A 13122-nucleotide genomic window follows, 5' to 3' on the forward strand; every position below is an offset into this window, starting at 1 on the left:
GATCCGATGCCCCTCGGTTTTCGATCGACGGCGAGAGAAAACCATCGCGCATATGGATGCGCGGAACGGGAAGCGACTCCGAGTCGGCCAGTCCCCGAGTCGTCTGACGCGGCGGCCGCCTCAGAACGCCTCGGCGACGGCCGCGACGACGGCGTCTTCGACGGCGTCGCGCTCGCCCGAGAGGAACTCGATCTTCCCCTCGCGGACGCCCGCGGTGTCGATGTCCGCCGTCGGCGCGAGCTCGGCCGCGCGCGCTGCCACGTCGCGGACCGAGACGTCCGCGGTCGTGCGCACGTACAGCTCGTCGGTGCCGACGCCGACCGTCGCGAACGGTTCGCCGTCGGCGCGGCGCCGATGCAGGTCGTCGAGCAGGAGCGGCGTCGGCGGGAAGTCGTACCGGTGGGTGTAGTCGTCGGTGTCGAGCAGGGCGAACTCGACGCCGTCGACCGCCTCGGTCACGACGTTCGCGTCAGCGGTCTCGATCTCGGTCTCTAACTTCTCCCTGAACTGCTCGGAGACGTGCGCCGCGAGGTTGCCGCCGTCCGAGAACAGCAGGTCCGCGATCAGCTCCCGCTTGTCCTGGTACGACTGGTAGTACGCCTCCAGCGCGACGGCCTCGCGGAGCTCCGCGACGCGCTCGGCGTCGTGGCCCGCGTCACGCGCGAGGTCGACGTAGCGGTCGGGGGCGTCCGCCCAGTAGCTCACCGCCGGCAGGTGCCGGAGGTCCGCACGGACCTCGTCGTTGATCGCCGACGCGAGCGAGGCGACGAGCGCGCCCGTCGAGAGCGTCTCGTCGCCGTCGACATCGGCCAGCTCCGGCGAGACGAGCGTGTCGACCGCGTCCCGGGTCTCCGGGTCCGCGACCGCGGCGTCGACGACGACCGCGTCGACCCCGTACACCGACAGCAGGTCGATGCCGTCGGCGGACTCGGTCGTCGAGCCGGCGCCGACGAGCAGGAACAGCGGGAGATTCTCGTCGTGGCGGTCGCGGTCCTGGAGCATCCGCGTCGCGTCGTTGGTGGCCGCGTCCATCCCGTACACCGGCTCGTCGAGCGGCCGGCGGGTAAAGTAGTGGTACTCGGCGTCGCTCTTCGCGTGTTCGTCGCGGATCAGCGGGAGGACGGCGCGTTCGACCGCGGCGCCGGCGACGTAGCCGTCGGCGGTCGCCGGGTGGCGGACGACGATCGGTCGCGACTCGAGGACCGCGCGCCGGACGGCTTCGGCCGCGTCGAGGAGGCCGTCCGCGAGCTCCGCGACCGTCTCGTCGCCGGCGAGCGGCTGGAGCCCCTCGGGTCGGGCCTCGTCCGTGAGCGCCTCGGCGATGCGGCGGCGGACCGATTCGGCCGCCGCTCCGTCGAGGAGGACGAGCGCCTCGGACTCCACCTGGACGTCGCCGCGGTGGCTCTCGACCTCGCCGTCGACCCGCACCGCGTCCCCGACCTCGACGTCCGGATGCGCCCGGACGCCGGGCTCGACGAACGCGGCCACGTCGACCGCGCCCGTCTCGTCGCTGACCTCGAACACCGTCGGGCCGCCGGTCTGGCGGACGCCGACGACCTCGCCCTCGATCCGCACCGCGTCGCCGACCGCGTCTCCGAGCGTCGTGATCGGCACGCGTTCCGGGTCCGCGTCGGCGTCTTCCCCGGCCGCCTCGACCGCCTCAGATTCCGGGATCTCCTCGGCGGCGGTCGGCGCCGCGTCACCGCTCTCGGCGGACCCCGTCTCGCTTTCGGGTTCCGCCGCATCGTCGGACCCCGCGTCGGCCTCGGGCTCTACCTCGACGGACCCCGCGTCGGCCTCGATCGTCTCGTCGACCGACTCGTCCGCGTCCTCGTCGTCGCCTGCGTCGACCGACTCCTCGGCTTCGGCGGACGCATCGCCGGTCGTCTCGGCTGCGCCCTCGCCGTCGTCGCCGTCGTCGCCCGGCTCCTCGTCCGGGAGGTGCTCGCCGTCGGACTCCTGAACGAGAACGCCCCGGAACTCGCGGTCGGCTTGGCGGATCGACCAGCCGAGGTCGACGTTGCCGTTGTCGCGGACGCCTTTCACCTGGACGAACACCTCGTCGCCCGGCTCCCAGTCGAGGCTGTCGAGCCGGCGGTCGAGTTCGGAGCGGTGGAGCAGTCCGGTGACGCCCGGCGCGAGGTCGACGAACACGCCGAACTCGGCGTACCCGTCGACGACGCCCCGATAGAACCGGCTCGGAACCAGATCGTCGGGAGAGTCGCCGCGGAAGTCGAACACGACGTCTTCCTGGTGCGAGTCGCAGACGCGACCGCCTCCGACGTCGGTACCACAGATGATACAGGATCCCATTTGAGTACACCGAGAGCCTCGGGCCTAAAACGGTTGTCGAAAACCCGCTGGCGGCGGCGCGGGCGCCCGGCCCGTCACGCGCCGAGCAGCGTTCGCGCCGCGGCCACGGCCCGATAGCCGACGCCGTAGCCGAGCGCGGCCGGCGGGAGCGCGGCCGCGGCGGTCCGGAGCGGTCCAAGTCCGTGAACCGCCCGGAACCCGACGAACAGGAGGAGTGCCGCGTACGCGCCGCAGACGACCCTGAGTTCGGGGATCGCCGGTCCGGCCAGCGCCATCGGGGAGCTGGCGTACGCGACCGCCTGGACCGTCTCGCTCACTCCCCCGCGGTCGCGAAAGCCGACTCCGCCGTCGACCTCGAGGCTCGCCAGCACGACGGAAACGGTCGCGACCGCGGCGGTCAGGTGGAGCCCGACCGGCGCCGCCAGCGCGACCACGACGACGACGACCACGGCCTCGGACAGCACTCGCGAGGAGGGGACGACGACGGGCATCGCCGCGGGGTCCGACGCGATCCACCCGAGGGTGAACGCCGCGGCGACCGCCACCGCGAACGTCAGCGCGGGCGCCTGATCGCCGGGCGTGATCCCGTTCGCGAACGTGCGCCGCGGCCGAACGAGCACCTCGGCCCACGTGCGAGCGATGCCTCGCGGTCCGCGGGGACGACCGCCCGCCGAGCCGTCGGGACGAGACTTCACGGCCGGCGTTCGCCCGCGCGGAATAACCCGTTTCCGGTTCGGGTCGAGGCCCGGTTCCGACCCGGCCCGCCGCGCCCGGCGACCCCGAACGTATCACGACTGATACGCGGCGCGCAAACGCTTATACCGGTGCCGTCTGAGTCACGGCCGAATGGTCGCGTTCCGAGACGACGAGCGAGGGTTCACCCCCCTGGCGGGGACGGGGCTGCTCGTCGGGGTCGTCGTGCTGCTGCTCGCACTCGTCGGCGCGGCGGTGTTCGGTCTCATCGACGGCGTCGCACCGCCGGACGCCGAGTTCGAAGGCCAACAGGAGAACGGCACGCTCGTCGTCGTCGCGCTCGGCCCGGACCCGGTCCCGGCCGAGGAGCTGTACGTCCGCGGCACGGACCCGGACGGAAGCGTCCAGTTCGGCGCGTGGCCCGGCGACGGCGTCGTCCGACCCGGCGACCGGATCGTCGTGCCCAACGCCACGGGCAACGAGAACTTCGAGGTCGTCTGGGAGCCGGTCGCGTTCGACACCCGCGAGACGCTCGGCAGCTACAACGGCGAGAGCTCCAAGATCGACGAGTGGAGCGAGGGGAACGGCGGCAGCACCCCGGGCGTCGGCGTCTGACGCGGCGGCGGCTGACGGGACGGCGGCGTCGGCTGACGCAGCGGCGTCAGGTGACGGGACGGCGGCGTCGGCTGACGCGGCGGCGTCGGGCGACGGGACGGCGGTGTCTCGCGCGCTGTCTGGCCGTCGGAGATCGACCCCCTACGAACGCCTACCCTACGGTGACCCACTCGCCGCGATCGTCGGCCCGTTGGATCGCCGCGAGCACGCGCTGGACCTCGTAACCGTCGTCGAACGACGGCTCGAACGATCCGCCCTCGTCGACCGCCGAGAGGAATTCGTAGTTCTCGTGGACGAACGTGTGCTCCCACCCGATCACGTGGCCCGGGGGCCACCAGTGGTCGACGTACGGGTCGGACTCCTCGGTGACCAACACCGTCTCGTAGCCGCGGTTCCGCCCGCGTAACACCTCCAGTTCGTTGAGCCGTTCCAAGGAGAACTTCAGGCTTCCCTCCGTGCCGTGGACCGCGATCGCGTGGTCGTTTTTGTGCCCCTCGGCCACGCGGCTGGCCTCGAAGCCGCCGGTCGCGCCCGACTCGTAGGCGACCTGCGCGTTGTAGGCGTCGTCGACCGTCACGTCGCGGTACTCCTCGATCCTCCCGTTCTCGTCGTAGACGGGGCGCTCGTCGACGAACGTCGTCAACTGGCCCGAGAGGCGCTCGATTCCCCCCACCGCGTCGCCGACGAGGAAGTTCGCGAGGTCGATGGTGTGCGCGCCGAGGTCGCCGAGCGCGCCGGAGCCGGCCATCTCGGCGTCCATCCGCCACGCCCACGGCGCCTCGGGGTCGACGAGCCAGTCTTGGAGGTATCGCCCTCGAACCTGCCGGATTTCGCCTAGTTCGCCGTCCTCGATCAGTCCCTTCGCGTAGCGGATCGCGGGGATGAACCGGTAGTTGAAGGCGGTCCCGGCCGGGGCGTCCGCCGCGGCCGCCGCGTCGCGCATCGCCGCCGCCTCCTCCAGCGTCGGCGCGAGCGGCTTCTCACAGAGGACCGGGATCCCGGCTTCGAGGGCCGCGATCGACGGCTCCGCGTGGACGTGGTTCGGCCCGAGGTTGTAGAAGACGTCCACCTCGTCGAGCGCCGCCTCCCAGTCCGTCGCGGTGTGCGAGAAGCCGAACCGATCCGCGGCGTCCGCGAGCGCTCCCTCGTCGCGTCCGACGAGGGTGTGGCGCTCGATTTCGGGTGCGTCCGGGAAGAACATCGGCAGCCGCGCCATCGCGTTCGAGTGCGCCTTGCCCATGAAACGGTACCCGAGCACGCCGATACGGAGTGTCATGGCAGGGCGTTCTCCGCAGCGGGCCTTGAGTGTGGGTGGTTCCCGACCCGGATCGCTGCGGTTTCGCGCCGTCGCCGCGACCGGGGCCCGCGAGCGAGAGACGCGCCGCGGCTCTCGGGTCCGCTCCTCACTCCGCCCAGTAGGCCTCGCCCGGTTCCGTCTCGAAGACGGCCCGCTCCAGCACGTCGACGGCCTTCTCTAACCCCTCGCGCGAGGAGGTGAGCGAGTCCTCGTGTTCGATCGACAGCGCGCCCTCGTAGCCGACCATCCGGAGCGTCGAGACGACGTCCTTCCAGTGCGCCTCGTCGTGGCCGTACCCGATCGAGCGGAACAGCCACGAACGGTCGGCCTCCTCGGCGTAGCCCGTCGTGTCGAGGACGCCCTTCACGCGGGCGTTCGCGTCGTACACCTTCGTGTCCTTGGCGTGGAAATGGTGGATCGCGTCGCGCTGGCCCAGGAACCGGATCGCCTCGGTCACGTCGATCCCCTGCCAGTAGAGGTGCGAGGGGTCGAAGTTGGCGCCGACCCGCTCGTTCGTGGCCTCCCGAAGCGCGAGCAGCCCGGTCGGCTCGTACACCAGCATGTTCGGGTGCATCTCGACGGCGACGTCGACGCCGTGCCCCTCGGCGTGCTCCGCCAGGTCGCGCCAGTAGGGAACCGCGACCTCGTCCCACTGGTAGTCGAGCGCGTCGGCGTGTTCCGTCGGCCACGGCGCCGTGACCCAGTTCGGCGTCGAGTCGCCGGGCGCGCCGGCCGGGAGCCCGGAAAAGCAGGTCACCGTGTCGACGCCGAGCAGGTCGGCCAACTCGACCGCCTCTCGTAGCTCCCGGTCGGCTTCCGCGGCTCGCTCCGCGTCGGGATGGAGCGGGTTGTTGTGCGTCGCCAGCGCGGAGATCCGAAGCCCGTGGTCGTCGAGCAGGTCGCGCAACTCCTCGCGGGCCGCCTCCTCGCCGAGGAGCGTCTCGCGACCGACGTGGTCCTCGCCGGGCCACCCCCCGACGCCGAGTTCGACGGCGTCGACGCCGATCTCGTCGAGGTACGCGGCCGCGTCGTCGATCGATTCGCCGCCCAGGGGTACCGTTAGCACGCCGATGTCCATGCACGGGGGTACGTCGATCCGCCGAATAAATCTTCAGGGAGCGTCGCGCGGCGCCCGGCCGTCGCGGACGGTGCCCGCTGGCCACGGTCCGCGACGGCCCGCCGCGAACCGCATGAGGTTTTAACGGATGGAACGCGTACGATGTGGCATGGGAATCCTCTCGCGCGCCTCCTACGTCGTCCGCTCGAAGGTGAACGCCCTCCTCAACCGGGCGGAAGACCCGACCGAATCGCTCGACTACTCGTACGAACAGATGCGCGACGAGCTTCAGGACGTCAAACAGGGGATCGCCGACCTGACGACCCAGAAGAAGCGCCTGGAGATACAGAAGCGCAAGCTCGAAGAGAACGTCGAGAAGCACAACCGCCAGGCCCGCGAGGCGGTCCAGCAGGACCGCGACGACCTCGCGCGGAAGGCCCTCGAAAAGAAGAAGTCGAAGATGACCCAGATCGAGGAGCTGGAGGGCCAGATCGCCGAGCTGAACAACACGCAGGAGCAGCTCGTCGAGAAGAAGAACAAGCTCCAGAACCGCATCGAGGAGTTCCGCACGAAGAAGGAGACGATGAAGGCTCGCTACGAGGCGGCCGAGGCGTCCACTCGCGTCTCGGAGGCGATGACCGGCGTCGGCGACGAGATGGAGGACGTGAGCCGCTCGATCGAGCGCGCCGAGGAGCGGACCGAGGAGATGGAGGCGCGCTCGGAGGCGATGGACGAGCTGGAGGACTCCGGCGCCTTCGAGGACGCGCTCTCGGACAAGGACAGCATCGACCGCGAGCTGGAGGGCCTCTCGACCGACAGCGAGGTCGACGCCGAGCTGGAGACGCTGAAGGGCGAGCTCGGCAAGGGCGAGTCGGCCGACGACGGCGACGCCGCCGTCAGCGACGAGGACGTCGACGCCGAACTGGAGGACATCGAGTCGGAGATCGACGCCGACGACCTGGAGGCCGACCTCGACGGCGACGGCAGCTCCGGGAGCACCGACCTCGACGAGGAGCTCGACGTCGAGTTAGAGGAGTCGGAGTCCGACGCGGACGAACAGCGGAACTGATCGAGCGCGGTCGCGGCCCGGTCCCCGCGGTCCCCGCCTCCCGTCGGTCCCGCTTCCGACCCCTCACTCCGACGCCGGGCGCGCGCCGGTCCCCGCGCGGTCCCGGTCGGCGAGCCGGATCTCGCCGTCCGCGAGGTCGACGCCCTCGTACGGGTCCTCGGCGAGCAGCAGCGAGCCGTCGAGGTCGGCGTAATCGAGGAGCGGCGCGAGCTGCGCGGCCGCCGCGATCGAGGCGTTCGACTCGATCATACAGCCGCACATCACCGCCAGCCCGTGCGCTCGCGCGGCGGCGATCACCCGGCGCGCCTCCAGCAGGCCGCCGGTCTTCATCAGCTTCAGGTTCGCGATGTCACAGCGGTCTGCGATCGCGGGCACGTCCGCGGCGGTCACGCAGGACTCGTCGGCGGCGATCGGCAGCGCCGACCGCTCGTAGACGTACCGGAGCCCCTCGGGGTTCTCGGCCGGGACGGGCTGTTCGACGAACTCCACGTCGCGGCCGGCGAGCCACGCGCTCTTCTCGACCGCCTCCTTCGGCGTCCACGCCTCGTTGGCGTCGACGCGGAGCCGCGCGTCGGGGGCGGCGTCGCGGACCGCGTCGATCAGCTCCCGGTCGCGGTCGGTGCCGAGCTTGACTTTCAACACGGAGTAGCCCGCCGCGACGGCGTCGGCCGCCTTCTCGCGCACGCGCTCGGTCTCGTCGAGGCCGATCGTGAATGAGGTCATCGGGGCGTCGCTCGGGTCGAGCCCCCACAGGCGGTAGAGGGGGACCCCGAGACGCTTCGCCGCGAGGTCGTGGACCGCGATCGAGACGGCGGCGCGGGCGGCGGGGTTGCCGTTCACGACCGCTCGCAGCTCGGCCTCGATCGCGTGGAGCGCGTGGGGGTCCCCGACGCGCTCGACCGCGTCGAGGAGGGCCGGCAACACCGCTTCGACGGTGGCGGCCGTCTCGCCGTAGTGGGCCGACGGCGCCGCGCCGCCGACTCCGGTCGTCCCCGCGTCGTCGGCCACCCGGACGACCACGTTCTCCGCCTCGGTCTGGGTCCCGCGCGCGATGGTGAACGGCGCTTCGAGCGGCATCGAGACCCGCTCGAATCCGGTTTCGAGGCTCATTCGGCAGTTCCCCCTCCCTCGGTCGCTCGGTCACCGCCCGCGGCGTCGCCCGCGTCGGGGTTCGCGCCGAGGCCCGCCTCGACGACGGCGTCGACGATGTCGCCCGCGCCGTGGCGCACCGGGTCGGTCGCCGGCACGCCGGTCTCGTCCGCGAACGACGCGACCGCCTCGGCCGCCGCCTCGTCGTCCGCGACGCCGTTCGTGTTGACCGCGCCGGCGACGACGCTCGCCTCGCGCACGGGCGCCGCCAGGTCCTCGTAGAGGTCGACGTAGTCGGCGAGCGGCGGCAACTCGAACGACTCGTACCCGTGGATCGCCTCGCGGCCCGCGGCGTGACAGAGGACGAGGCCGTCGGCCATCGACCCGTGGAGGATGCCGCAGGTGACCGCCGAGTAGGCGGGGTGGACGATGCTCCCCTGTCCCTCGACGACGAGGAGGTCGCGGTCGTCCCCGACCTCGAGGAGCATGTCCTCGACCGCGCCCGCGGCGAAGTCGGAGACGACGCGGTCGATCGGGTTCCCCCAGCCGGCGATCATGATCCCGGTCTGGCCGGTGGGGACGAACGCGGCGTCGATCCCGCGCTCGCGGGCGGCCGAGACGATCTCCAGCGAAGCGGTCATCTTCCCGACCGAGCAGTCGGTGCCGACCGTGAGCACCACGTCGGCGTCGACGTCGCCGGACGCCCCGGAAGCGACCGTGAGGTCGTCGTCGGGTTCGCGCACGTCGACGAGGTCGACGCCGTGCTCGTCGGCCAGCGCGGCCAGCTCCGCGTCCTCGTTCAGGAAGTAGTGGAGGCCGCTCACCACGTCGCAGCCGGCCTCGATCGCGGCCTCGACGTCGCCGCGCCACGATTCGTCGAAGCCGCCGCCGATGGGCGCGATCCCGATGTAGAGTGCGTCGAGGTCGCCGTCGGCGGCAGCGTGCGCGTCCGCGAACGACTCGACGATCGGCGCGTCCGAGACGTCCGCGACGTGGTCGCGCACCCGGTCGCCGGCGCGGTCGCGGTCGAGGACGGCCAAGACGTCCTGGTCGCCGTAGCGCAGCACGCCGAGCGCGGTCTTCGCGCGGTCCGGGAACTTCTCGTGGGCGAGGACGGCGATCCGCTCGTGGTCCATGGTGGGTCGCTCGCCCCGGGAGTTCTTAAAAGAGTCGAGGGATGTCGCTCTGCGTGGTCGGCGGGAGAGACCCCGTTCGGCCGCTCCCCGGCCCGTGACCGGCCCCGCCGGCCGAGGGCTGAAGTGGGTGCCGCCCCACCGTTCAGTTCGAAATGAGCGACCCGTCACTCACGCTCGCCCCGGCCGACGACGGCTCGCTCGCCTACGTCGAGGAGCTGCTGGAAGCGAACGGCCTGCCGTCTCGGGACGTCCGTACCGCGCCCGGCGCCTTCTACGTCGCTCGCGACGGCGCCGAGCGCATCGGCGTCGGCGGCGTCGAACGGCGCGGCGGCTCCGGGCTGCTCCGGTCGGTTGCCGTCGAGGAGCCGAAGCGCGGACGAGGGTACGGGACGGCGCTTTGCGACGCGCTCGAAGCAGAGGCGACCGCCGACGGCGTCGACGCGCTGTACCTGCTCACGACGACCGCTGCCGACTTCTTCGCGGCCCGGGGCTACGCAGAGATACCGCGGGAGGAGATCCCGGCCGAAATCCGCGCGACTTCACAGTTCGAGGGGCTGTGCCCGTCAACGGCCGTCTGTCTATGGGCGGAACTGTGAGCTCGCGCCCGTCACCGAGCGCGCGACGGGTGAGAAGTCGATCGACCGCAGAACGAGATCAGGCGCTGCCGTCGACGAACTGGTCGGCGCCCTCGTAGAACCAGTAGCCGTTCTCGCGCATCGCGCGGCCGAGCTCCTGGTGGAACTCGACGAAGTCCGCGAACTCCTCCTGCTCGACGCCCTCGAAGATCTCCTCGACGGAGACGACCGTCTCGAAGTCGATCCGGATCGGGTGGTCGCCGTACTGCTCGACGTACTCCGCCGCCGTGAGCGGGAAGTCCTCCTCCTCGTCGATCTTCTTCGCGAGCACGGCGTGGCCGTACTGCCGCATGCCCTCGCTCCCCTGCTCGCCGTCGGGGTCGTGTGGCCAGTCCATACCGTGGAATTCGCCGGATCGGGGATAGTGGTTTCGGATGCGGCGGTGACGCCGGTCGCACGCCGCGAGGGCCCCAACCGCACCCCCGACCGCACAAGACACTTCCCGCCAGTCCGCGTCGCCAGCAATATGCGCCGCAGAGCCCTCCTCGCGTCCGCGGCCGCTGTCTCGACCGCTTCGCTGGCCGGCTGTCCCACCCCGCCGTGGACCGACGATCCGACGACGATCGACGGCGCTGAACTGACCTTTCGACGCGAGTACGACGGCGACCTCGACGTCACCGAGTCCGGGGGGAACGACGTCGCAGAGCTGCGTCGACGCCTCGACGAAGATCCGCCGCGGCTGGTCGTGGCGGGATCGCTCCTCGACAGCCCCCGGCGTTGCTATCGAGTCACGCCGTTCGAGGCGGCGCTCGACGACGGGACCCTCCGCCTCCGGATCGTCTCCGAGGACGACCCCGACTCGGACGTTGACCGCTGCTCGGACGTCGCCGAACCTCACCCGTACTCGGTCGCGGTCGCGTTCCTCGAGGCGCCCGTCCCGGAGCGCGTCGTCGTCCGGCACGAAGACGAGACGGTGCTGGAAGAACGGGTATAAAAAAGCCGACGTCGCTCAGTCGTCCGCCGATGCCGGCGAGTCGTCGCCCGCGGCCTCGATGTCGACCTCGATCTCGGCCGAAGCGGCCTTGTACTCGGGGATCTTCGAGCGCTCGTCGAGCACGTCGTTGGTGAGGCGGTTCGCGGAGGCGGCCGCGAAGTGCGGCGTGGTCCAGACCACGCCCTCCTTGATGTCCTCGGTGACGTCGGCGCGGACGGTGATCTCCCCGCGCCGGGACTTGAGGTTGACGTAGTCGCCGTCCTCGATCCCGTACCGCTCGGCGTCGTTCGGGTGGACGTCGACGAAGTTCTCCGGGTGCTGGTTCGAGAGCGTGGGCGAGCGGCGGCTCATCGTCCCGGTGTTGTAGTGTTCCTCGAGCCGCGCCGTGGTCAACACCAGCGGGTACTCCTCGTCGGGGACCTCCTTCGGCTCCTGGTGGACGACGCCCTCGATGCGCCCGAGGCCGTCCTCGGTCTCGAACTCGTCCTCGTAGAGGAACGGGTCGCCCTCGTCGCCCTCCTCGTAGCAGGGCCAGTGGAGCCCCGTCTCCCCGAGCGCGTCGTAGGTCATCCCGTGCATGATCGGGCACACCTCGCGCAGCTCCTCGAACACGTCCTCGGGGCCGTCGAACGCGAACTCGTCGCCGTCGAACAGGCGCGTCCCCACCTCACAGAGGATGTCGAGGTCGTGACGCGTGTTCTCGTGGACCTTGTGGACGCCGCGCATGCGCTGGACGCGGCGGTCGGTGTTGGTGACCGTGCCGTCGCGCTCGGCCCACGTCGTCGCCGGGAGGACCACGTCCGCGAGCTCGGCGGTCTCGGTCATGAAGATGTCCTGGACCACCATGAAGTCGAGCTCCTCGCGGAACCGCTTCTCGGTCTCGTTGCCGTCGGGCTCGCTCATGATCGGGTTCTCGCCCATGACGTAGAGCCCGTGGACGGTGTCGCCGATCGCGTGGGAGATCTCGACGTTCGTCAGCCCGGGCTCCGAGGGGATCTCGAACCCCCACACGTCCTCGACGGACTCGCGCGCCTCGTCGTCGTCGACGAGCTGGTACCCCGGGAGAACGTTCGGCATCGCGCCCACGTCGCAGGTGCCCTGGACGTTGTTCTGCCCGCGCAGGGGGTTGACGCCGGTCCCCGGGCGACCGAGGTTCCCCGTGATCAGCGCGAGGTTGATCTCGTTCTGGACGTTGTCGACGCCGCAGGTGTGCTGGCTCATCCCCATCCCGGTGAAGATGGCCGCGTCGTTCGCCATCGCGTACTTCTCGGCGGCGAGCTCGATGTCCGCCAGCGGCACGCCGCACTCCTCGGCGGCCGCCTCCTTGTCGAAGTCCGCGAGCGTCTCCTTCAGGTGGTCGAACCCCTTCGTGCGCGCTTCGACGAACGCCTCGTCGATCCAGCCCGCGTCCGGCTCTTCCTCGTGGCGCTCGAGGATCGTCTTGAGGACGATGTTCAGGAGCGGAATGTCGGTGCCGGGCTTCAGCTGGAGGTGCATGTGCCGGTCGGTGTCGTCGATCTCGAACGACCGGGTGGTCTTGTTCGCGTGCGGGTCGACCTGGATGACGGTCGCGCCCTCTAAGACGGCCTGCCGGAAGTACTGGCTGTTGGCGATCGGGTGCTGCTCGCCGGGGTTCGCGCCCTGGATCCACAGCACGTCCGCGGAGTCCTCCAGGTCGGCCATGCTGTTCGTCATCGCGCCCATCCCGAGGCTGGTGCGCAGCGCCCACACCGTCGACGCGTGACACATCCGCGTACAGTTGTCCACCTGGTTCGTGCCGTACCGGCGCGCCAGCTTCTGGATCAGGTAGTTCTCCTCGTTGAACGTCTTCGAGGAGCCGAAGAATCCCATCCCGTCCGGCCCGTGCTCCTCGCGAATTCCCTCCATCTCGTCGACGACGCGGTCGAGCGCCTCCTCCCACGTCGCCTCGCGGAACTCGCCGCCGTCCTTGATCAGCGGCTCGGTCAGTCGGTCCTCGTGGTCGACGACCTGCGTCGCCGCCCCGCCCTTGATGCAGACGCTCCCCTCGTTCACCGGCGCGTCGGCCCACGGCATAAAGCGCATCTCGCCCGGCTCGTCGCCCTCCAGCACGCGGATCCCGCAGCCGACGCCGCAGTACGGGCAGATCGTTTTGGTCGCGTCGTCCGGCTCACTGGACATCTGTCTCACCGCCTCCGTGCGCGTTCATACCACACGATCGATCGTCAGCGTCCATGAGTGTATCGGTGGATTCACACGAGCGGAGCCGCGGGGAGGCTCCCGACCCCGTCTCGCAATATTTGTT

12 protein-coding genes are annotated in these 13122 nt (G+C 70.7%); 4 read left to right on the forward strand and 8 right to left on the reverse strand.

The features are described from left to right. Positions 1 to 120 precede the first annotated feature (120 nt). Both BM286_RS04620 and BM286_RS04625 read right to left on the reverse strand, forming a co-directional pair. Entirely contained in the window at positions 121 to 2313 is a 2193-nt protein-coding gene (locus BM286_RS04620; protein ID WP_092920396.1) for a DHH family phosphoesterase, read from the reverse strand. A 74-nt stretch (positions 2314 to 2387) separates the two neighbouring features. Further along, a complete protein-coding gene (locus tag BM286_RS04625) occupies positions 2388 to 3008 on the reverse strand; it encodes a YIP1 family protein (RefSeq protein WP_092920397.1) in 621 nt (206 codons plus the stop codon). A 151-nt stretch (positions 3009 to 3159) separates the two neighbouring features. Between BM286_RS04625 and BM286_RS04630 the strand changes: the two genes are divergently transcribed. Next, positions 3160 to 3621: a type IV pilin gene (locus BM286_RS04630; protein ID WP_092920398.1), complete on the forward strand. Its 462-nt coding sequence runs from the start codon at positions 3160 to 3162 to the stop codon at positions 3619 to 3621. A gap of 151 nt (positions 3622 to 3772) precedes the next feature. Here the strand turns inward: BM286_RS04630 and BM286_RS04635 are convergent, their stop codons facing one another. Further along, positions 3773 to 4897, reverse strand: coding sequence for a Gfo/Idh/MocA family protein (locus BM286_RS04635; protein ID WP_092920399.1), 1125 nt, complete (start codon positions 4895 to 4897; stop codon positions 3773 to 3775). Between the two features lie 127 nt (positions 4898 to 5024). After that, positions 5025 to 5996: a sugar phosphate isomerase/epimerase family protein gene (locus BM286_RS04640; protein ID WP_092920400.1), complete on the reverse strand. Its 972-nt coding sequence runs from the start codon at positions 5994 to 5996 to the stop codon at positions 5025 to 5027. A 148-nt stretch (positions 5997 to 6144) separates the two neighbouring features. On the opposite strand from BM286_RS04640, the gene BM286_RS04645 reads away from it, so the two are divergent. After that, the gene (locus BM286_RS04645) at positions 6145 to 7044 is read left to right on the forward strand and encodes a PspA/IM30 family protein (RefSeq protein ID WP_092920401.1); all 900 of its coding nucleotides are present in this window, start codon (positions 6145 to 6147) and stop codon (positions 7042 to 7044) included. Between the two features lie 63 nt (positions 7045 to 7107). On the opposite strand, the gene BM286_RS04650 is transcribed toward BM286_RS04645, so the two are convergent. Both BM286_RS04650 and BM286_RS04655 read right to left on the reverse strand, forming a co-directional pair. Then, complete coding sequence (locus BM286_RS04650) at positions 7108 to 8154, reverse strand: dipeptide epimerase (RefSeq protein ID WP_092920402.1); 1047 nt, start codon at positions 8152 to 8154, stop codon at positions 7108 to 7110. Then, positions 8151 to 9269 carry a DUF1611 domain-containing protein gene (locus tag BM286_RS04655; RefSeq protein WP_092920403.1) on the reverse strand — a complete coding sequence of 373 codons (1119 nt, stop codon included), beginning with the start codon at positions 9267 to 9269 and terminating at the stop codon, positions 8151 to 8153. Before BM286_RS04655 ends, BM286_RS04650 begins: the two co-directional genes overlap by 4 nt. Positions 9270 to 9421: 152 nt before the next feature. On the opposite strand from BM286_RS04655, the gene arsN2 reads away from it, so the two are divergent. Further along, a complete protein-coding gene (gene arsN2, locus BM286_RS04660; RefSeq protein WP_092920404.1) occupies positions 9422 to 9865 on the forward strand; it encodes an arsenic resistance N-acetyltransferase ArsN2 in 444 nt (147 codons plus the stop codon). Between the two features lie 58 nt (positions 9866 to 9923). Here the strand turns inward: arsN2 and BM286_RS04665 are convergent, their stop codons facing one another. After that, positions 9924 to 10241: a DUF5785 family protein gene (locus BM286_RS04665; RefSeq protein ID WP_092920405.1), complete on the reverse strand. Its 318-nt coding sequence runs from the start codon at positions 10239 to 10241 to the stop codon at positions 9924 to 9926. Positions 10242 to 10370: 129 nt separating this feature from the next. Between BM286_RS04665 and BM286_RS04670 the strand changes: the two genes are divergently transcribed. Beyond that, entirely contained in the window at positions 10371 to 10838 is a 468-nt protein-coding gene (locus BM286_RS04670) for a hypothetical protein (RefSeq protein WP_092920406.1), read from the forward strand. A gap of 15 nt (positions 10839 to 10853) precedes the next feature. On the opposite strand, the gene fdhF is transcribed toward BM286_RS04670, so the two are convergent. After that, positions 10854 to 12998: a formate dehydrogenase subunit alpha gene (gene fdhF, locus BM286_RS04675; protein ID WP_092920407.1), complete on the reverse strand. Its 2145-nt coding sequence runs from the start codon at positions 12996 to 12998 to the stop codon at positions 10854 to 10856. Between the last annotated feature and the right edge of the window lie 124 nt (positions 12999 to 13122).

Source organism: Halorubrum sodomense (assembly GCF_900111935.1).
Lineage (GTDB): Archaea > Halobacteriota > Halobacteria > Halobacteriales > Haloferacaceae > Halorubrum > Halorubrum sodomense.